This window comes from Sphingobacterium psychroaquaticum, from assembly GCF_004421025.1.
In the GTDB taxonomy this organism is placed as follows: domain Bacteria; phylum Bacteroidota; class Bacteroidia; order Sphingobacteriales; family Sphingobacteriaceae; genus Sphingobacterium; species Sphingobacterium psychroaquaticum.
Genome location: NZ_CP038029.1, coordinates 1,725,951 through 1,746,471 on the forward strand (window position 1 = coordinate 1,725,951; position 20,521 = coordinate 1,746,471).

Sequence of the window (20,521 nt, forward strand, 5' to 3'; positions counted from 1 at the left end):
TAGCAATTAGGCTGTGTTTTTTTGCAAGAAAAGTGAAATAAAATTTTGTACAAAAGGGAAAATTCGTACTTTTGTCGCGGAGAGTTGGCAGAGTGGTCGAATGCGGCAGTCTTGAAAACTGTTGACTGTCACAGGTCCGGGGGTTCGAATCCCTCACTCTCCGCAGAAAAATATAAAAAAGTTCAATCCACAAGATTGGACTTTTTTTGTGTAATAGTGTTAAGGGATGAGTACCCCCGGGTTCGATCCTTACCTTACCCTCTCTAGTACCAAAATACCAACACCATACCAAGGGTATCTACCATGTTAGTTGTCATAACTAAAACACAAATCAAATGATTGAGAATTTTAGTAGGAAGAAACTATCGTTGTTGCTGATTATGGCCCTTAGTTATACTATTAGCCCTGCCCAGGTCAGTGTCGAATTAAAGAGCGAATACATTGGAAAATCCAGCTATCGGTTTATGGAAAACGAAAAAAGCGAAAAAGTCGGAGACAGCAAGGGGGGCGCACTCATTCATCAAGGCAGTATCAACATACCTCTATCCTTTAAGCTCAATGAAAAGAAGCGTCCCACCATGTGGACATTAAGTGTTGCTGGCGCTTATGCTAAACTAGACAACGAAAACTTTACCGAGCCGTTAGTTGTGGATGAAATCGTAAACGCAGGCATCAACCTAAACCACTTAAGACCATTGAACGATCGCTGGTCTATGTTGGCAAGTATAGGAGGAGGGATCTATATGCCGAGCACCAAAATTTCGGATATCAGCTTAAACAATACCCTAGGTAATGCCGGTATAGTTTTCATCCGGCATCTAAAGCCCAATCTAGACCTTGGCGGCGGAGTTGCATTTAACAATTCATTTGGTACGCCGATGCTTTTTCCTGCGTTTTACTTAAACTGGAGAACCGAAGGAAAGTATAGCGTAAACATAGCGCTGATGAATGGACTCGCTGTATCGGCAGGTTACGACGTTGGCAAAAGCTTGCGCATAAGTGTAATAGGAGAGATGAACGGACAAGTCGCCCTTTTAGAGCAAGACGGAGAAGGCAAGATGTTTTCACATATGTACATGATCGGTGGCTTACGTCCCGAGATTAAGATTGGTAAAAAGCTCTCGATCCCCCTTACAGGAGGGATAAGTGCTTGGCGACCTGCACAAATGAACGATCGTACATTAAAAAGTATATTTAAGGAACAGAATTATTATTTCCAATCAGCTATCTACGCTTCCGCAGGTTTAAAAATGAAGTTCTAAGAAAGGTTCTTCTTTAGCCTCGGTTTTGTTTTCATGATTGCAAAGTATGATGCCGTAAATGCGGATAAGCTTTTGTACCCGACCTTAAAAGCGATCTCACTCAGTGTATATTGATTGGTATCGAGGTAGGCTATACTTTTAAGAATGCGTATCAGCTGCATGTATTTTTGAATGGTGATACCCGTTTCTTGTTTAAACGTTCGCTGCAAGTTGCGTACAGACATTTTAGCAACGTCAGCTAGATTCTCCATATCGAGATGATACGGATAATTTATATTAATTGTATTACATACCGGGATCAGACGACTATCGGTCGGAATAGGAATCTGTAACGCGTTATTTTCATTACAAAAAGAAGGTAAACTGGTTAGCATCGCTTGCAAAAAAATATCCTTCTCTTCTTCGTCGTACAATCTTTTGTTCCACTTTGAGGCATACAAGAGCATTTCTTTCAGGACTTTCGGTGCCGGAAATAGATGAACCTGCTTAAAAAAGTCATGATCCGGTACCGATTGAAAAAGAATAAGCATCAGATTTACCGTCTTCGCCTCCGTACTGGTTCGGTGTGGTTCACCCGAGGGAATCCAGATAACGTGATTTTGTGGTGCCAGATAGATTTTTTTACCGATATGGAAATATTGATACCCTTCTTCCACATACGTTAATTGATAACGTCGGTGAACATGCTCATTAGCCTCATGCTGCCAGTCTTCTTCATACCAAACGTAGGCATCAGCCGATAGGCCGTCCACATAACATCCTTCCTTTACCTCTGTTAATCCACATCTATTCATGGCGTTTTAAATGTTGTTTTTGGCAAAGTTAATAAAAACGACAGTATTAATTTTGTAATCAGATTTAAAACACAATATAGATGAAACAAATGTTTATGCTCTTAGTGAGTTTACACTTAGCACTTATGACTATGGCACAAGAAAATAAACCGACCGTTTTGGTTCTTATTCACTCCGATAATGGAGGCACTTATGAATTGGCAAAGGAAGTTGCTAAAGGGATTGAGGCAGAACAAGGGGCGGTAGCGATAATTAAGCAAGTGAAAGCATCGGATAATCCGAAACTACGTAGTATACCCCTTGTTACGGTGGATGAATTGGATACTTATGACGGTATTGCTTTTGGTTCACCGGTATATTTTGGAAATATCAGTACGGCTATGAGTGATTTTCTTTCTAAAACGGTGGATCTATGGACAAATCATCGGTTAGAGGGAATGCCAGCTATGGTTTTTATGTCCGCGGGTAGCGGTGCAGGCAACGAGCTGGCTGTGCAAGCTTTTTGGAATACGCTTGCGGTACATGGAATGATTTTAGTTTCCAATGGTATTCGGGGGGCAGAACAGATTGATCGCGATATCCCGCAAGGAAATACGGTTTTGGGAACAACGAGTTTAGCCTCTCATAAAGGCGTTGAAAGACCAAGTCCAAGCGAGCGTTTAGTGGCGGAGATGCAAGGTCGTAATTTTTCGAAGGTTGCGGCGGCGATGAAAGGCGTACGTACGGTAACAACAAAGAAGACATATGAAGGAAATCAACAGCAGATGGATATCAACGCCATATTGCAGAAAAAAAATATTGTACTACCAGAACTACCAAAGGCTGTCGGAAATTATGAGCTTTTTTCGCGATCAGGGAACTTAATTTTTATCAATCAGGTTGCGTTGAAGGATGGCAAGATTTTCAATGCAGGTAAGCTGGGTATTGATGTGAGTGAGGAACAAGTTAAGGAAGCGACGCGGGTAACGATGCTGAATGTACTGGCCATATTACGGGACGCATTAGGAGGAGATCTAAATCGAGTTGAAAAATGTGTACAGCTAATTGGCGCTTTCAATACATTAGAAATGTATACACAGCATGCTGCGCTGATGAATGCTGCTTCCGACCTTACGGTCGATATTTTTGGAGAAAAAGGGAAACATACACGTAACACATCGGGGGCTGCATCTTTACGATTAGGTTCTTCTGTTTCCATACAAGCTATTTTCGAGGTTCAATAAACTTTGCTATGATACATAAAAAATCAGGGATATCTGTTTTGGGTATCCTGGTCATTATTATGGTTGCGGGCAATCTGCGTGCACCAATAACCGCGGTAGGACCTATTTTAAGTGAAATAAAAACGGTATTGAGTTTGAATACCTCGGAGGCAAGTCTCTTGACATCCATACCACTTGCTGTGTTCGCTTTTTGTTCGATCATGATCAGCCGCATTGCTGGAAAAGGAAATATAAGACATAGTTTAATCTACACCTGTGTCGCACTTGTTTTAGGATTAGCTATGCGGGTATATGGAAATGTAACGATGTTGTATATCGGCTCTATTGTTATGGGGTTAGGGATATGCATCGGTAATGTGACCACGCCTGCTTATATCAAACAGGCCTTTCCGAATCATATCGGTCTGATGACGGGAATATTTTCTGTTTCGATGAATTTGATTGCCGCAATGGCCTCGGGTTTAAGCTTGTCCATCGGACAATGGACCGGACTAGGTTGGAAAGGATCACTTGGGGTATGGACTTTCTGGTCTGTTTTAGCACTCTTAGTCGTGCTGCTTGATTCTTTTATGGCCTCACCGGTACAGCGAGCGACACGCACGAAGCGGGTTGATTCCATCCGTATTTTTAGATCGAACCAGGCATGGAATATTAGCTTTTTTATGGGGGGGCAATCGCTGGTATACTATTGTTTGGTTGCACTTTTACCGGTTGTTTTGGTCGACTATGGCATGCCGAAAGAGGAGACCGGGATGGTCTTGTTTACCATCCAAATGGCCATGCTCCCTGTTATGTTTATTGCGCCTGTTATTGCCTCAAAAATGAAAGATCAAAAGGTGCTTATTTATGCCGTAGGTATCTTGATGTTCTCCGGAGTAGGTATGCTTATTCTATGTAAGCGTACATTTATTTATACTACCGCTATTCTGATGGGAGGTGCCAGCGGATTGGCATTTAGTCTTGCCATTCTTTTTTTCTCCTTGAAAAGTAAGACGATGGAGGGAACCATTAAAATATCCGGGATGGCACAGTCGGTCGGGTACTTGATCGCCGCAATTGGACCGCCTATATTTGGCTTGCTGTATGAACGAGATCCTTCGTGGCAAAGCTCTTTTTATTTCCTATTGGTAACCATCACCCTAATGGTTTATTTTGGTGCAAAAGCAGCCAGGCAACGTTTTATTGAAGATTAATCACATAAAAAAGGTGGATAGCTGCTGCTACCCACCTTTTTATTTTATTTGTTTATCTTTTTAATCTGTGTGATTCGATTTAAAAGATCATTGTAGTGTTCTTGTTCAAAATTGCTTGCACGTTTGGCTGCCTTTGCGATTCTTTTTTCAACTTGGTTTAGCGCACTATGCATAATAATACGCATGTCGGAAAGATTCGGGTTATATGGCGTTAATCCACTAGCCGCATAGATGGTTTCCTGTACAGGTTTATCTAACTTTAAGAGGACGCCTAAACGATCTACGTACGCCCGTTGTAAGCCTCTGCTGAATACATCATTGACCGGGCTATTAAATATCTGCGCTTCGATATCGTTCAGAAGATCGGTTACTTTATACGCCTTGTTTCCGTTTTTAAACTCATCATCCAACATGCGGGCAAAGCCATATGTTTCTAAAAGTGATGTTAAAACTTGATTTTGCATTTCAACCACTTTGTTGACCATAATACCATAGTCTACACGTGACATCAGGGTACTATCCAATAACCAGGTCGGTGTCTGGAAAACCTGACGATTGATAAAGGCAACGGCCGCTTGTTGCTTATCTTTGGGAACGTAATTGAAAACGGCACCTTTCTCGCCCATAGTTTTTACATCCTCTGTCATCGCTCCAATATTTGCGACAACATGATTTACATAGCGACGATATTGGCGCATTACCTCAAGGTATAACTCTTTCGTACTGCTTAGATTATCGTCCTTATCGAAAGTCCATTTCTCCAGGTTAGGGAGAATATATTTCAGGTTAGCTATCCCATAGTCACTCGCTTTCACGGCATCATTCCCTAAATCTTCACTTTGTGCGCGCGGATCCATAGAACCTTGCTTACCGTAATAGTACACCGGATTTTTGATTTTCTCTTGAATGTGTCTTTCCCACCACGAGGCATCTTGTTCCGGACTTAGGTGCGGCATGTAACGGTACCCAAAATCAATAGCGTAACGGTCATACTCCCCAATTTTAGGGTAGATATTCTTAATTCCATCGCCCGGTTGTGCTACGTAGTTAAAACGAGCATAGTCCATAATGGACGGCGCTGTACCATATTTCTCCGTGAATGCCGGTGAACGCAACGAATCCACATCATACGCACTGCTTGATCCAAAATTATGTAATAAACCTAATGTGTGACCAACCTCATGTGACGATACAAAACGAATCAATTGGCCCATCTGCTCATCGCTTAATTTTGCACCTCGGGCACCCTCATGGATAGCTGCTGTTTGTACAAAAAACCAATTACGTAGGAGAGACATCACATTGTGGTACCAACCGATATGGCTTTCAATAATTTCGCCTGACCGAGGATCTGAAATTCGCGGACCATACGCATTCTCTGTTTCAGATGCGAAGTAGCGGATCACAGAATAGCGTGCATCTTCGGTACTAAATTCAGGGTCTTCTTGTGGGGAAGGAGCTTCTTTACCGACGATAGCATTTTTAAAGCCAGCAGCCTCGAAAGCCGTATTCCAGTCGTTCACACCCTCAATTAAGTAGGGAACCCATTTTTTTGGTGTGGCCGGATCAATGTAATAAACAATTTGCTTTTTCGGAGTTACCAGTTCGCCGCGTGCATAGGCTTCCGCATCGGAAGGCTCAAGTCTCCACCGTTGAATAAATGCTTTTGCCGTAACTTTTTGATCGTTGGCCCCGAAATCCATTTTACGATTTGCAAAATAACCGATACGCTGGTTGTCGTAACGAGGTTGCATTGGTGTTTTTGGCAATAAGACCATCGATGTATTTAAGCCAAAGGTCATCGCCCCAACAGTTTTATCTGCCGGCAGGTCTGGTGATTTGAAAGTTTTTACCGTTTTTACCTCTATATTCGTTGGAAACGCTTTGATGGTATCGATATAAGAACGGGCGGCATCAATGCCAGCTAACTTATAGGTTTTCTTTAGATTCTCAGGCATTTGCATCCCTGGAATCTCGCCGTTATAAAAGTCGGTTACATCAATGAGGTAATTTTTTCCACCTTCATTAAAAGCTTTGATTTCAAATGCTGCTAGAATTGGCATCGCATTAGAGTTGGCAAGAGCTTGGTGAATATCACTGTTGCCAGAAGCCATGTATGCATAACTTGGTACACGTAGAAAGATGGTGTTCTGGTGTCGCTGCCATTGCCAAAGTTGATCGTTAATCATTTCTCCGCCATACTGTGATCTGTATTCTTTAAGACCAACAGGGGTTTGGGTAAAACGGGTAACGACCAACATATCACGGTGAAGTAAACTGTCCGGAATTTCCATGTAATATTTGTCGGCTACATGGTAGGTGTTAAAAAGACCTTTTGACTTGATCGCGGTATTGTCGATCAGGTCTTCAAACTTTTTAATCTTTTCCTTTTTTGTCTTTTCCGTATCCTTTTTAGTTTCCTCTGTTTTTTCGGATACTTTTACCAGTCCGGACCATTTGCCTTGCGCATGGCTTGCTCCCATGGAGAGAGCAAGCGCAGCAAGGGTGAACGTAATTTTATTTAAATGTTTCATTTTTAATTTTAGGACGAATAATAATTACCAACCCGGATTTTGTGGGTTTAGATTCGTGTTGACGCCAAGTTCAACTAATGGGATAGGCATCCAGTAGTTTTTAGTGGTAAAGACACGTGTGCCGGCTGATTTTGGTGCGTATTTAAAGCTACCATCGTTATTTTTGGTGATGGTAACGCCTGATACCGATTTGTTAAGCATCGTTTCTGCGGCTTTCCAACGACGTAGATCCTGGTACCTGATATTGTCTTCAAAGGCAAGTTCAATACGGCGTTCGTTACGAATTTTGACGCGCATTTGTTCCTGATTAAGATCTTTTGCAAGCTCCGGCATATTGACACGTTTGCGGATAGCATTTACAGCCTCGTAAACAGCTTGTGTAGGACCTGTTGCTTCGTTTTGTGCCTCTGCGAAATTTAACAGGACCTCGGCATAACGCATAATGACCCAATTGGTACTACTACCTGCCGACGCATCTTTGTTATAATCGAATTTTTCATCAATAAATTTACGGATGTAGTAACCGGTAGGTGTAGGGTTTGTACGAGGCATATCAAGGCCACCCGTAAATGTTTCAATTTTACGATCTTTAAACAAGCTTTCATTGTGTAATATCGCTTTATCAAAACGAGGATCACGACCGACGTAAGGTTTTGCTTTATCGTAGCCTGAACCTTGTTCCGTAATAGCTTTTCCATTGGCCATCTCGTAGGCGTCTACTAGATCTTGGGTCGGGCAGTTGATTCCTTTTCCACCAAATCCAGTCGAGCTATTGTTTTTATCAAAAGCGTGTTGTCTTTCTCCTTTCAAGCCATTATATCTGGACTCGAGTATAACTTCAGGACGTGTCATGATGTTTTTAGTCAAAAAGACATTGGTGTATTCTTTTTGAAGATCATAAGCTTGCCCACTTATTACACGCGATGCTGCATCTGCAGCCTTCTGCCAGCGCTGTTGGCTATTGTCCTCATTATTCAGTGGGCTGGCATCCCAGATTAATACCCGTGTTAAGAAAGCTAAGGCAGCATCTTTGGTGATGCGTCCCCATTCTTCCTTACTGTATGTACTAGGAAGCTCCGTTGCTGCTTTTTCGAGTTCAGCTGCGATAAAAGCCATGCCGTCTTCATGACTTACCTTCAACGGCTTGTCTTCAGCCTCTTCTATGGGCTGCAAACGCGTAATAAGCGGTACGTCTTTAAAGTTAGAGAATAACTGAAAGTAGATAAAGGCACGGAAGAACCTAGCCTGTCCCAATAACGTTTTGCGATCGGTATCGTTCAATACGTTGGTTTGCTCTACACGTCCAATAAAGTAATTTACCTTACGTATCTGTGCGTACGCGTCTTTCCAAAGGTTACGCTCTGGGAAGGTCGTGTTAAAGAAATCACCACTGAGGTAACCAATCAACTTACGTTCTTCTGAACCGATCAATTGGAGGTCATCAGTGATGGCTCCGGGCAGGTATGTATTGGTAAACCCTGTGTTTAAGAATGTGTAAAATTCATTGATGGATAATTTGATTAAGGCAGGGTCTTGCCATACGGTTTCTTCAGAAACCAAATTTAACGGTTTGCGGTCGAGAAAATCTTTTTGACAAGAGGTCATGGTGGTGAGGCCTGCCAAGAAGAGTATTCGAGCTATATTGTTTATTCTTTTCATTAGACAAATGCAATTAATATTAAATACCGACACGTACACCAAAAGAGAAAATACGCTGTGGCGGATAGAGATTAGCTGTTGCACCGGTAGATTCTGGATCGTAGCGTCTGTTTTTACTGATCGTAAATAGATTTTGCCCTTGCAGCGTCAGTCCTACAGAACGAAGTCCAGTACGTGTTAACCATGCCGATGGAACGGTGTAAGCTATTTGTGCGGTTCTAAGCTTCAGGTAATTCCCATTTTTCACAAAGAATGTGGAAGGGAGTCTGTTATTTTCGTAATTGGATAACAGGCGCGGGTAGCTCGCATTAAGATTCTCCGGTGTCCATCTATCCATATGCAGCTCATAGAAATTTGCAATATCGTTGGCTGCTGTATAGTTGATGAAAATATCCGTAGAGGCTTGGAAAAAAGCATCGACAGATAGCCCTTTCCAGCTCGCACCTAGATTAAGTCCGTATACGGTCGGTGGGTTAATATATTGCGCTTCGAAGGCACGGTCGGGGCTGCCGCTATAGAGTTCAACAACACCGTCGCCATTCATATCCTCATATCGGATATCACCCGGTTTAGGTGTGATTGGCGTTCCATTCGGACTACTCAAATATTTTGGCCAGTTTGCGACATCGGCTTCATCCTTGAATATACCATTTGCCTTTAAGATCCGTACCATCCCGACAGTGCTTCCTTCTTGACGGTTACCCGGTAAGACGGCATCATTTTCACCATAATCTACTACTGTACTTTTGGTATAGGTCATGTTTAAACGCGCATTGATTTGTACGTCCTTGATCTTACTACGGTGTGATACGGCAGCTTCGTAACCATAATACCGTTCCCGTGCGAAGTTTTGAAGTGCAGGTGTTATACCGAAAGAAAGGGGTACATCATAGGATCTAGAGCGTAGGATGTCAAATTTGTTCTTGTTGTAGTAATCAACTTCAAATCCAAGCTTACCTTTCCAAAGTATCGCATCTAATCCAATATCGAACGCATCGACCTTTTCCCATGTAATATTAGTATTTGGCACAGTTAGGTTTGATATACGAGTCAATGGTGTAATGGTGTTACTTGTACCAAAGACATATCCTGCTGGTACTACAGCGTAGTTGTAAAAGTAGGTATATAGATTTCCACCATCGTTTCCAAGACGACCATACGAAGAGCGTAGTTTTAAGTTATCCACAAAGGAGAAATTGTCTTTGATAAAACGCTCATCAGAAACAATCCATGCGGCAGATACGGCAGGGAAAAAGGCATCTCTTTTACCTTTCGGGTAATAAGGAGAGCTGTCATGACGGAAGCTTCCTTCAACGATATAGCGTTGGTTATAGCTATACACAAGTCTTCCTACCACACTACGTCTTGCATTTTCGGTGGATGAACCTAGGTTCTTTTGTGTGCTTGCATCGCCCAGGAAAAGTTGGTCTAGACTGGAAACGGGGTAGTTGCTACGCGAAGCGTTCATCATCTCACTCTTGAACTCGTTTTGTTCATATAAAGCCATTGCATCTACATTATGCGCACCAAATTTTCGTTTATAGTTCATTCGAACTTGAACATTCACGTTGTTATTTTGGTTATATGTTTGGTCGAGATATGGCTTTTCCGTTCCATTTTGCAACGTATAATCATCGGTGTTCTGTGCGATGGTGTATTGTTGCACTGGAATGGTGAATCCTTTTTGGAAAGAGCTGTTACGATCTACGGTCACTGCTGCACCGGCCGATAAACCTTTTACAAAAGGAATTTGCTGTGTCAGTCTAAATGAACCGGTAAATACATTTCTAGTTGTCCGATTGTAACCACTCTCCGGCATTACGTCAGTTTTAGGATTTCCTGAAAAGCCAGAGTACGCATAAAAACCATTCGTAAACTGTGCCGGAGAAATCGAGCCCAAGGATGCCAAACGACTAAAGATTGTTTCTGCATACGCAGAGGGGTTACTTGCTGTTTCGGTGATATAGTTGATTCCGACAGCTAGGTTCGTGTTCTTTGTGATATCATAGTCGGTATTGCTTACCAATCCATACCGTTTCAGTCCTGATGTTTTCATTAAACCATCTTGATCGGTATAAGAACCACTGACAAAATAACGTGCATTTTTAGAACCGCCATTAATGTTGACGTTATGCTTTTGCAACATCGCAGTGGTATTCAATACTTCTTTATACCAATTGGTATTGGGGTAGCGATTCGGGTCAGATCCGTCAAGGAACTTTTGCAATTCAGCATCTGTATACTTGGTTTTTGGGGAAGTACCACGTTCAGCGATATCATTGTCATACATCTCATTATTGAGTAATGCGTAACGATATGAGTCTAGAAAACGAGGTAAACGCGTGCTTTCCTGAAACCCCAATTGTCCACTGTATCCAATTTCGAGTTTATCTCGGGTTCCCTTTTTTGTCGTGATTAAAACCACGCCATTTGCACCACGTGTTCCATATACTGCTGCTGCGGCATCTTTTAATATGGTAACACTTTCTATACTGTTGGGGTCAAGTTTATCGATTTCCATTCCGATAATCCCTTGTCCTTCACGGGCAACACCATCGATTACGATCAATGCTTCGCCCATACCCCGAATTTTTAATGTTGCGCGGTCCCGGTCGGGTGCACCCGAGGTCATCGTAGAGGTCAAACCCGGTGCTCTACCCATTAAGGTATTGGATAAATTAACGGCAGGAGACTGTGCCAGTTCTTCCCCCTTTATGGTATTTATCGCTCCGGCAACAAGTTTTTTCTGTTGCGCACCGTAACCCACGATAACGATGTCACTGAGTTCGGTAACCGCTTTAGAAAGGACAATTCGAACCGTTGTATCGTCCGTTTTGATCTTCAGGTCGCTACGTTGGTATCCCAAAAAAGTCCCTTCAAGAATATCATCAGATTCGGCAGGAATTGCGAATTCTCCTTGACTATCCGAAACGACAATAGCGCCTGTACGTTTGTTTCGAATCGTTGCGCCGGGAAGGACCGTCCCTTGATCATTTTGGATCGTACCTTTACGTATCTTTTCCTGTTGTTGTTTGGTCGTTGTTGTCGAATTTGTTGCTTTCGCTTTCTTTTTTAGGACAATATTTTTGTCGGTCACGACATAACTAATATTGGTGTGCTCAAAAATGGCCTGTAAAGCTTGTGTTACGGATGCATTTTTAATGTCGATCTGCTTCGCCTTCGTTCCGGCAAGAAGCTGATCATCAAACAGAAAGTTATATCCTGATTGTTTTTGAATCTCTTTAATTAGATTTTCAATTTGTAGATTATTTCCCTTGATATTTATGGCTTGCGCTTCTCCTCGAAAAGAAACGAGTGAGAATGTCACAGCCATCAATAGGGCTGCATTAAATTTCATATATTTGAAATAATTAGGTGTTCTAAGCTAGTGTTAGGTGTTACTTTCGAAGGGTTAACCTTAAAGCACAATGCTTTTAATTCTTAGTCTAGGTAAACCAGGGGTGTTGATCACTTCTGGTTTTTTATTTGGATTAGTACATACTACATCATCAAGCGAACCCTCCCTTCTTTCATTTCAAACCTGATGGTTTCGGTTGTTTTAAATAGATTTAATATTTCTGTTAGTGGTGTATTTCTGCTTAAAGAACCGCTAAATGTTTTCTTATTTAATGCTTCAGAACCAGAAGCGATATACATATCAACATTGTACCAACGCGAAAGCTTTTGAATAATCTGTGGTAAGGGTTCTCGTACAAAAACAAAACGGTCATTCATCCAGGCTAAAGCAACCTCCATATTAGCTGGTTTTGTTGTTAGGTGGGACGCCGAATTTATGCTCTGCATTCCGGGGATCAACGTTTCGTTTTGTCCAAAGGCTGATACATTGACTTTCCCCGCCACGAGGGTGGTAACAGTTGCTTCATCCGGATAGGCCGATAGATTAAACTTGGTGCCAAGAACTTGCACTTGCTGTTCGTTACTTTCGACTATAAAAGGCTTCTGCGCATTATGAGCTACCTCAAAATAGGCTTCTCCTTCTAACTTTATTATTCTTTTACTTCCATTAAACTGCTTGGTAAAGGTCATCTTGGATGCTGAATTTAACCAAACTTTGGAACCATCAGCGAGTATCATTTTGTATTGTCCCCCTGTTGGAACAACAAGAGTCTGCCATGTATTGGTATTATCTTCGTTTTGAATCTGTTCTCCAGTTGCATCGATCAAACGATTATTTTCAACGCGAAGTGCTCCTTCTGCGCCCAAGGCAATCTCTTTTCCATCGGCAGTCTTTAGAAAAGCTTTGTTTGTTCCAGGCTGTACCTCCTCCATATGACTATACGTAGGGTAGGGATGTGTTGGTTTGCTTTCACGGAAATAATTACTTCCTAAATAAATGAAACACGATACCATACATGCCGCTGCAATATACTTCCAAATTTGACCGTACGAACGTTTTTGCTTCCGTATCTGGGGATGTGTTTCTTCTGGGGCTTGCAGTCCTTTTATCGTAGATTGGAAACGCTGAAACGCTTGTCCGGTATGGAAGGCATCGGAAGCACTCTTATCCGTATGAAATGTTTCGTTCACAAGCTCCGAAAAGGTAGCTTCATTCGCCGGATCATTAGACTGTTGGATAAATTCCAGTAACTCCTCAGCGGTTAATTGCCCCTGAAGGTATTTTGTATATAGATCTTCGAATTTTAATTTATTATTCATGTACAGCTGTAGCTAAAGCGCTCCCATTATAGACAGACGTAGAAAACGGGATAAGGAAGACATTAAAAATCACTTATTTCGAAAAATAATTTTTTCGAGGAGTAAGGTGGCAATCAGAATTGTATTTAAATCCATGTTACTGGCCATATGAGCACGGATAATCTTGAGAGCCCGAACGATATATGTTTTTGAAGAGGTGATAGATATATCTAGTTTTACGGCGATTTCTTCGTGTGAAAGACCTTCTATTCTGCTTAGTACGAAGACAGCTTTTAGCTTTTCAGGCAAAGCGTTGATACTTTCCTGTATACTATGTTGTAACTCTTTATATTCTAAGCGTTGTTCCGGAGTAAGGGCATGGTCGGAGAAGTAATGGATTAATTGTTCTAAGTTATCGGTCACTAAGACTTTTTTTCGCAGCACATCGAGTGTCGTATTTCGTGCGATGGTGTAGAGATACGCCTCAATATTAGTAACAGACGATAGTTCCTGTCTGCGACTCCATACTTTCACAAAAATCTCTTGGGAAACATCTTCGGCTAATTCATGAGATTTAATTAACTTTTTAACTGTGGTGAAAACGTGGGACCAGTATCTGGCAAAGAGCTTTTCGAAAGCTGCGGTAGACCCTTCTGCCAACTGTTCTATAAGGTCGCTATCCTCCTGAAAAATGTGCATCTCACCCCTGTAGTTAATAAAGTTCATTTCCGAGCTGGAAACCATCGTTTTTAAGATATTGCCTATCAAAAACTTAGATACAAAGATAGATTATTATTAAGAAACTGTTAATACATTTGATGTTTTATTTGAAAAATGACACCGATTTAGCTATCGGCTTGAGCGGCTAGGGGTTCTCGAACCCCGTGAAAAAAGCCAGCATATCACGTAAGGCATGCTTGTTATGCATGGTTTCTCCGTTGTCGAGTGATTCTTTTGCGATTAAGCTCGCTCTTTGCCGCATCCTGGACTCATAATCTGCTATCGCTTCGAGGGGCGCTTTAAATATATTTCCGGTCAGGTTGTTGCATAATTCAAGTGCATCTAACATCGCCATATTTACGCCTTCACCGGCAAAAGGAGGCATCACATGAGCGGAATCACCTATAAGTGTTAGATTGGGTTGAGCAACCCAATGTTGATCTAAAGGCATGCAGTAAATGGGGCGCGGGGTCAATGGATAGGTGACCACTTCTAGGAGTTCATCCCATAATGGATTCCAGGATGCATATTTTGTTTTGTACCAGTTTTTTACTTGTTGTGGGGTATTAAAATCTACTGTATTCTGCTGTGTCCAGTTTTCATCGACTTTAAAGCTGAGATAAAATCCGATCTCATCACCTCCTTTTTGTCCCATCAAGATATTTTCGGTCGCGCCAAATGCCATGATCTTTCCTCCTTTTAAGAGTTGTGTAACAGCAGGAGATTTTTCTGAGGCGTTTGGTATATTTCCTTCGATCATTGTAATGCCTGAATAAAAAGCCTTGATATCGGTGAGGTAAGGTCTGATTTTAGAATGTGCTCCATCAGCCGCAATAACAATATCTGCGTAGGCAGTATTTCCATCTTTGAAGTAAAGTATCCATCCGTCGTTCTGCGGTTTCATCTCTGTAAAATGACAGTTCCAATGTATGGTACCCGGTTGTAAAGCGTCTAAAAGAAGGTTTCTCAAAACTCCGCGATCAATGTCGGGACGAAAATGAGGGTCGCCAAAATTTTCTTCCTTTTTGACACCATGATCGCTAAAGAAGACCGTTCCTTGGGGATCCATGATTTGCTCCCGATCCGCGCCACGCATATAATTTTTTTTGAATACCTCCATTAAGCCTGCTTGTTGTAAAGCTGCTAATCCCGATTCTTGGTGTAGATCCAAGGGAGAGCCTTGTACCCTTGCTGTGCGGTCAAAATCTCTTTCATAAATTTTTATATTGACACCTTTATCTTGTAATAACTTAGCTAATGTTAATCCGCCAGGTCCACCGCCTACAATGGCTATTTTCTTGTTTTGTAGTAACATATTTTCAATTTTGAATACCACAAAATTAGGGCTTGGCTACCGTGAGGAATTGTAAAAAACGGTCATTTTCATTTTTGAATAACTCTTTGGGAGAAACGCCCGATAGTTTTTTAATCTCCTTGATAAAATGGGACTGATCGGTATAGTTCAATTGCGGAGCCAGTTTACCTTCTTTGATGTAGGGGAGAGCGGCCTGAAAGCGTAATATATTGCAATATGTCTTTATGGGCAGCCCTAACTGTTGGTTGAAATAACGGTTTATCTGGCGTTCGCTCCAACCAATATTGTAGGAAAGTTCCCGAATACCAATCGCTCCATTGGAATCGAAAATAAGACGAAAGAGTTTGCGTTTTCGTTCATCCATGTTGGTTGGTTGCTTACTGTGTACCTTGTTGGTGATCGCCGAACAGAATTGTTCGAAATTCATGGAATGAAGGGAAGGCAGGTCCCAAAAATCAACAGGTAAAATTTTTCCGTTATCTAGCACATCTGCAACAGAAATTTGAAGTATATACTCTAAAGCAAGGGGATTGAAGCTAACCGAGTAGAATTTTGTATAGTTTCGGTCGGGCATTTTCTTTGGCTTTGTTTCCAAACCGAGCAGGGTAACTTCGATCTCTTTCTCTGGTTTAAAAGCAAAGACGAGATCAACCCTGCCATTAGGAATAATGATTCCTTCACGAATATCCTCCATGTTGTCCAAGGCTGAAAAACAATAAACGAAATCCGCTATACCTTCATCGCTTAGTTTAAATTCAAAGTTCACTGTCCTTAGTTATATCTTCAATACTATTTATATGATCACACAACTTTTTTGAAAGATACAGTATTTTCAATAGGTTTCAATTTGCTTTTTGCCAAATGACAATTGTGTTGTATCGCACAGCACATAGCTTTGTATTACAATTTAAGTTAGATGAAAACAGGAAAAATGGATATTCTCGTTGGCCTGCAATGGGGCGACGAGGGAAAAGGAAAATTTATCGATCGCATTTGTTCGGCGTACGATATTGTCGCTCGTTTTAATGGAGGAGCGAATGCCGGACATACAATCTTCTGGCAATCGCACAAAGTAACATTGAAATTATTACCTTCCGGGGTATTCTACCCGCATATAAAAAATGTAATCGGTACCGGTGTGGTGGTTAATCCAACGCAGTTAAGACGTGAAATCGATGATTTATCAGCAATTTCCGCAGGTTTGTCGATCACTAATAATCTATTCATCTCCAAGAAAGCCCACTTAGTACTGCCAACGTATGCATATCGAGACACTTATATGGAAGCGTCAGCTGATTTTCAAACAATCGGGACGACAAAAAATGGAATTGGACAGGCGTACGCGAATAAGATGCTTCGTCAAGGGTTCCGTGTTGGGGATATCTACATGGATACGTTCGAGGAGAAAGTGAAGACTGCCATCGTTCGGGAATATGAGGAGCTCCGAGCAAAAGAACAAGAGATGATTGATTTGCAAGAAATGATACATGTTTTTTTTACTGATATCGAATACCTGAAGAAGCTGCACATTATTGATACAGAGTTGTACTTGAATACGGCACTATATTCCGGGGAACGAGTTTTGGCAGAAGGAGCGCAAGCAACTATGCTTGATATTGATCACGGAACATATCCTTATGTTACTTCCTCCAGTACGATTGCTTCAGCCGCCTGTGTGAGTTTGGGGGTTTCACCAACTAAAGTAGGGGATGTTTATGGTGTTTTTAAAGCTTATACAACAAGGGTTGGGGACGGTGCTTTTCCGAGTGAGATCGCGGATGAACTAAGTGAAAAACTTCGACAAAAGGGAAATGAATTCGGTTCTAATACCGGACGGCCACGTCGCATCGGGTGGTTAGATTTGTCTGCGTTAAAGTACGCGGTGATGTTGAATGGTGTTACACAGCTTATCATGACAAAGGCTGATGTATTGAATGAGATGGAGACGGTTGATATCTGCACGCAATATATAGTCAATGATGTGATATCTGATTATGCATCTTTAGATTACAGTTTTCAGTTGGCAAAGCCAGTGTGGACGAGGTTGATGGGTTGGACTGGTGATTTTACGCAAGTCGAAAGTGAGATGGATTTACCGGATGGCCTGATGGCCTATATTCGCTTTTTGAATACAGCGCTGGAAGTTCCTGTTCGATATCTTTCTATTGGTCCGCAGCGGGATGCAATTGTGGAATTGACGGAGGATCTTTAAAAGATATTTACTGTACGATAAGAACGAAAATTTTTGTATTTTTTGGTTCTTATTTATACCCTACTGGATGAAGGAGCTTATTGCATATATAGGAAAATTTGGAACCATGGATAGCGAGGAAAAAGCCAGCATCCAAGAAGCCTTCAAATGTATATATATAAGGAAGGGCGATTATTTTGCAGAAAATGGTCGAATAAGTGATAAGATAGCCTTTGTCGAGGATGGTGTGTTTCGCTCCGTCTACTACAATAAAAAAGGCGATGATTTCACAAATTACTTTATTTATGAAGGTCGTTTTATTGGCGACTTGCATAGTTTTCAAGGGCAGTTACCGGCCAGTGATTATATAGAAGCAGTAACGGATGCGACGATATGGTCTATTGACGCAGCAGGTTTCGCTTTGCTGGAAAAGGAAGTTTCTATATGGCCTGTATTAATCAGTAAGCTTTATGCTTTTGTCTCTGAAAGCAAACTTAAGACAGCAAGTCTAATGAAGAATTTAGAAGCAAAAGAGCGCTATGCGCTCTTTCTTAAGCATTACCCTGGATTGGCCAATCGTGTTCCTCTAAGTATGTTGGCTTCTTATCTCGGTATAACATCCTCTTCACTAAGTCGAATACGTCGAAATGGTTGATGTGTCTCTGTAATCTCGACGATAGTTGCGTTAATAAAGATCTTATCTTTTTGAATATGAATATTTTGTGCATTCCTTTTTTTTGTGTTAATTAGTGTACTAACCCTTATCTAAACGTATTCAAAATGCCTCAAAAATCAACGCTTGTTTTTTTCTTGCTCTTCGTAGTCGGCCTGCAATTGAGTTTGTATGCGCAACAATTGGGGCGGACGGCTAATCGACAGAATAATAGTGAAGGCGCAGACATCGGGGATCAGTTGGCTTTGCAGTGGAAGTTTCAGACGAAAGGTGTGGTATATGCATCGCCGATTGCGGATCAAGATTTCATTTATATCGGGTCCTGTGATAGCAATTTGTATGCGCTACATAAAACCACTGGAGCAGAAGTTTGGCGTTTTCGAAGTAAGGGCGAAATTCGTTCCTCGGTAGCCATTGCTGCCGGCTTAGTACTTTTTATGAGTACGGATGGTGTTTTTCATGCGATTGATGCAGCGAAGGGTACAGAGCGTTGGTCTTTTCAAACCAAAGGTGAACGGTTTTTTGATACCTGGGATTATTATCAATCTTCACCTGCGGTGTATGACGGTACGGTGTATGTTGGTTCGGGGGATCAACATATTTATGCACTCGATCTGAAGAGTGGGGTGTTGCGGTGGCGTTATAAGACGGATGGGATTGTGCATGCATCACCTACGGTAAATGAGGATGCAGTCTTTATTGGTAGTTACGATGGTTTTTTCTACTGTCTGGAACATAGCGGGAAGTTACGTTGGCGTTTCAAGACGGTGGGGCAAACTTATTTTCCGAAAGGAGAGGTGCAGTTCCATGCCGCAGTAGCCGATAGCAGCGTGTATTTCTGCTCGAGAGATTTTAATCTGTATGCCTTGCATACGAAAAGCGGTACTGGCCAATGGATATATCACCAACCGGGTAGTTGGACATGTGTGCCCAGCATAAACAAATCAGACCTAGTCGTTACGATGTCGGATTCTTTTACAACATTGGTCTTTAATAAAGAAGACGGCACCCTTCGGCATAAACCATCTGTACCACTGAACGTTTTTAGCAGTCCTACAATCCATAACAATCAAGCTTATTTTGGAGCGCTTAATGGTGTTCTATATCGGTTGAATTTAGAAACAGGGCAGCAGGAAAGCATTTTCCAAACAGATGCGAGTAAAAAATATAGCGCTGACTTTTTTGATCATGATGGTACGATGAGGAAAGATTTAGACGCACGTTACCAGCATGATATCAATAAATTATTCGCGGGCTATCTCAAAATGGGAAGCATCTTTTCTACGGTGTGGGTCGAGGCTTCTACGTTATATTTCGCCACAGCTGACGGCGCGGTGTATGCTATCAAATAAAATAGTTTTATCTTGCCGTGCTATTTAACATTGGTTCTATGCAGAAGCTATATCCTTTTTTGATTACGATCCTTATTGTTGCTGTATCTTCCCGATTACAGGCTCAGTTTGTGAAAACTCCTGTTACTTTTGGAGAAACTACGGTCTTTCCCTCCAAGGTACTGGACGAAGACCGTCGAGTAAATGTCTATTTACCACCGTTATATGCAGAGAATCCTGAAAAGAAGTATCCTGTGGTCTATATTCTTGATGGTGGGGTTGAGGAAGATTTTTTTCATTTGACAAGCTTACTTCGTTTTAGTGCACAAGCATGGGTCGATCGATTTCCAGAAGCAATCGTTGTCGGTATCGAAAATGTAAATAGAAGACGAGATTTTACTTTTGCGGTTCCTAATCTTGATTTTTTGGCAGAGGAGGGTTTTCCAAAAACCAGCTTTGTCGCACATGGTCAATCTGCGAAATACATTCAGTTCTTAGGAGAGGAGTTAAAACCCTTTATTGAGGGGACGTATCGAACGGAAGACAGAAGTGTAGTAATTGGGGAATCGCTAGCAGGTTTATTAGCGACCGAAATATTGTTAAAGAAACCTACGTTGTTTACCGACTATATCATCATCAGTCCTAGTTTATGGTGGGGAGGTCGCTCTCTTCTTTCGGAAGCCCACGTGCTTTTAAATAAGAACCTTAAAAAAGAAGTTAACGTCTACATTGGTGCGCCCAGTAAGGACGAAGATACGAAGATGTTCAATGAAGTGGAACAGTTGCACGGTATAGTAGAAAAGTCTTCGAAGATTCATACTGTTTTTGATTACTTGCCGCAAGAGACTCATGCCACGGTGATTCATCAGGCTGTTTATAATGCCTTATTGTTTTTGAAACCCTTACCTACTGTTTCTAGACCTTAATTAAGGTGTTATTGATTGCATTAGGTCTAAAGAAACCCCTATAA

At 41.6% G+C, this 20,521-nt stretch carries 15 protein-coding genes and 1 tRNA gene; 8 read left to right on the top strand and 8 right to left on the bottom strand.

What is annotated here, in order from left to right; all coding sequences use genetic code 11:
• Positions 1 to 78 precede the first annotated feature (78 nt).
• A tRNA-Ser gene (locus E2P86_RS07130) sits at positions 79 to 163 on the top strand.
• 172 nt (positions 164 to 335) lie between these two features.
• On the top strand, positions 336 to 1,262 hold the full coding sequence (locus E2P86_RS07135) for a DUF6268 family outer membrane beta-barrel protein (RefSeq protein WP_134431885.1): 927 nt from the start codon (positions 336 to 338) through the stop codon (positions 1,260 to 1,262).
• On the opposite strand, the gene E2P86_RS07140 is transcribed toward E2P86_RS07135, so the two are convergent.
• Positions 1,259 to 2,056, bottom strand: a complete 798-nt coding sequence (locus E2P86_RS07140; RefSeq protein WP_134431888.1) for a helix-turn-helix transcriptional regulator — start codon at positions 2,054 to 2,056, stop codon at positions 1,259 to 1,261. The genes E2P86_RS07135 and E2P86_RS07140 overlap by 4 nt on opposite strands.
• A gap of 80 nt (positions 2,057 to 2,136) precedes the next feature.
• Here E2P86_RS07140 and E2P86_RS07145 point away from each other — a divergent pair, with 80 nt between their 5' ends.
• Positions 2,137 to 3,279: an Atu1372/SO_1960 family protein gene (locus E2P86_RS07145; RefSeq protein ID WP_134431891.1), complete on the top strand. Its 1,143-nt coding sequence runs from the start codon at positions 2,137 to 2,139 to the stop codon at positions 3,277 to 3,279.
• An 8-nt stretch (positions 3,280 to 3,287) separates the two neighbouring features.
• The gene (locus tag E2P86_RS07150) at positions 3,288 to 4,472 is read left to right on the top strand and encodes an MFS transporter (protein WP_134431894.1); all 1,185 of its coding nucleotides are present in this window, start codon (positions 3,288 to 3,290) and stop codon (positions 4,470 to 4,472) included.
• A 44-nt stretch (positions 4,473 to 4,516) separates the two neighbouring features.
• On the opposite strand, the gene E2P86_RS07155 is transcribed toward E2P86_RS07150, so the two are convergent.
• From E2P86_RS07155 to E2P86_RS07185, 7 genes are all read right to left on the bottom strand, one after another.
• A complete protein-coding gene (locus E2P86_RS07155) occupies positions 4,517 to 7,006 on the bottom strand; it encodes a zinc-dependent metalloprotease (protein ID WP_134431897.1) in 2,490 nt (829 codons plus the stop codon).
• A 24-nt stretch (positions 7,007 to 7,030) separates the two neighbouring features.
• Positions 7,031 to 8,665, bottom strand: a complete 1,635-nt coding sequence (locus E2P86_RS07160; protein WP_134431900.1) for a RagB/SusD family nutrient uptake outer membrane protein — start codon at positions 8,663 to 8,665, stop codon at positions 7,031 to 7,033.
• 19 nt (positions 8,666 to 8,684) lie between these two features.
• Positions 8,685 to 12,023, bottom strand: coding sequence for a TonB-dependent receptor (locus E2P86_RS07165; RefSeq protein WP_134431903.1), 3,339 nt, complete (start codon positions 12,021 to 12,023; stop codon positions 8,685 to 8,687).
• A 143-nt stretch (positions 12,024 to 12,166) separates the two neighbouring features.
• Positions 12,167 to 13,342: a FecR family protein gene (locus E2P86_RS07170; RefSeq protein WP_134431906.1), complete on the bottom strand. Its 1,176-nt coding sequence runs from the start codon at positions 13,340 to 13,342 to the stop codon at positions 12,167 to 12,169.
• Positions 13,343 to 13,411: 69 nt separating this feature from the next.
• Positions 13,412 to 14,020 carry an RNA polymerase sigma factor gene (locus E2P86_RS07175; RefSeq protein ID WP_085473038.1) on the bottom strand — a complete coding sequence of 203 codons (609 nt, stop codon included), beginning with the start codon at positions 14,018 to 14,020 and terminating at the stop codon, positions 13,412 to 13,414.
• A gap of 166 nt (positions 14,021 to 14,186) precedes the next feature.
• A complete protein-coding gene (locus E2P86_RS07180) occupies positions 14,187 to 15,356 on the bottom strand; it encodes an FAD-dependent oxidoreductase (RefSeq protein ID WP_134431908.1) in 1,170 nt (389 codons plus the stop codon).
• 25 nt (positions 15,357 to 15,381) lie between these two features.
• Entirely contained in the window at positions 15,382 to 16,122 is a 741-nt protein-coding gene (locus E2P86_RS07185; RefSeq protein ID WP_240775587.1) for a helix-turn-helix domain-containing protein, read from the bottom strand.
• A gap of 150 nt (positions 16,123 to 16,272) precedes the next feature.
• Between E2P86_RS07185 and E2P86_RS07190 the strand changes: the two genes are divergently transcribed.
• The 4 genes from E2P86_RS07190 to E2P86_RS07205 all read left to right on the top strand — a co-directional run bounded on the left by E2P86_RS07190 (position 16,273) and on the right by E2P86_RS07205 (position 20,477).
• Complete coding sequence (locus E2P86_RS07190; RefSeq protein WP_206368000.1) at positions 16,273 to 17,568, top strand: adenylosuccinate synthase; 1,296 nt, start codon at positions 16,273 to 16,275, stop codon at positions 17,566 to 17,568.
• 67 nt (positions 17,569 to 17,635) lie between these two features.
• Positions 17,636 to 18,202: a Crp/Fnr family transcriptional regulator gene (locus E2P86_RS07195; protein ID WP_134431911.1), complete on the top strand. Its 567-nt coding sequence runs from the start codon at positions 17,636 to 17,638 to the stop codon at positions 18,200 to 18,202.
• Between the two features lie 125 nt (positions 18,203 to 18,327).
• Positions 18,328 to 19,572 carry an outer membrane protein assembly factor BamB family protein gene (locus E2P86_RS07200; RefSeq protein WP_134431914.1) on the top strand — a complete coding sequence of 415 codons (1,245 nt, stop codon included), beginning with the start codon at positions 18,328 to 18,330 and terminating at the stop codon, positions 19,570 to 19,572.
• 38 nt (positions 19,573 to 19,610) lie between these two features.
• Entirely contained in the window at positions 19,611 to 20,477 is an 867-nt protein-coding gene (locus tag E2P86_RS07205; RefSeq protein ID WP_134431917.1) for an alpha/beta hydrolase, read from the top strand.
• The last annotated feature ends 44 nt before the right edge of the window (positions 20,478 to 20,521 follow it).

Coding starts and splice junctions, on each gene's coding strand:
- E2P86_RS07140 (WP_134431888.1), bottom strand. CDS start 2,056: ATGAATAGATGTGGATTAACAGAGGTAAAGGAAGGATGTTATGTGGAC.
- E2P86_RS07195 (WP_134431911.1), top strand. CDS start 17,636: ATGAAGGAGCTTATTGCATATATAGGAAAATTTGGAACCATGGATAGC.
- E2P86_RS07205 (WP_134431917.1), top strand. CDS start 19,611: ATGCAGAAGCTATATCCTTTTTTGATTACGATCCTTATTGTTGCTGTA.
- E2P86_RS07190 (WP_206368000.1), top strand. CDS start 16,273: ATGAAAACAGGAAAAATGGATATTCTCGTTGGCCTGCAATGGGGCGAC.
- E2P86_RS07145 (WP_134431891.1), top strand. CDS start 2,137: ATGAAACAAATGTTTATGCTCTTAGTGAGTTTACACTTAGCACTTATG.
- E2P86_RS07155 (WP_134431897.1), bottom strand. CDS start 7,006: ATGAAACATTTAAATAAAATTACGTTCACCCTTGCTGCGCTTGCTCTC.
- E2P86_RS07170 (WP_134431906.1), bottom strand. CDS start 13,342: ATGAATAATAAATTAAAATTCGAAGATCTATATACAAAATACCTTCAG.
- E2P86_RS07135 (WP_134431885.1), top strand. CDS start 336: ATGATTGAGAATTTTAGTAGGAAGAAACTATCGTTGTTGCTGATTATG.
- E2P86_RS07150 (WP_134431894.1), top strand. CDS start 3,288: ATGATACATAAAAAATCAGGGATATCTGTTTTGGGTATCCTGGTCATT.
- E2P86_RS07200 (WP_134431914.1), top strand. CDS start 18,328: ATGCCTCAAAAATCAACGCTTGTTTTTTTCTTGCTCTTCGTAGTCGGC.
- E2P86_RS07165 (WP_134431903.1), bottom strand. CDS start 12,023: ATGAAATTTAATGCAGCCCTATTGATGGCTGTGACATTCTCACTCGTT.
- E2P86_RS07180 (WP_134431908.1), bottom strand. CDS start 15,356: ATGTTACTACAAAACAAGAAAATAGCCATTGTAGGCGGTGGACCTGGC.
- E2P86_RS07160 (WP_134431900.1), bottom strand. CDS start 8,665: ATGAAAAGAATAAACAATATAGCTCGAATACTCTTCTTGGCAGGCCTC.
- E2P86_RS07175 (WP_085473038.1), bottom strand. CDS start 14,020: ATGCACATTTTTCAGGAGGATAGCGACCTTATAGAACAGTTGGCAGAA.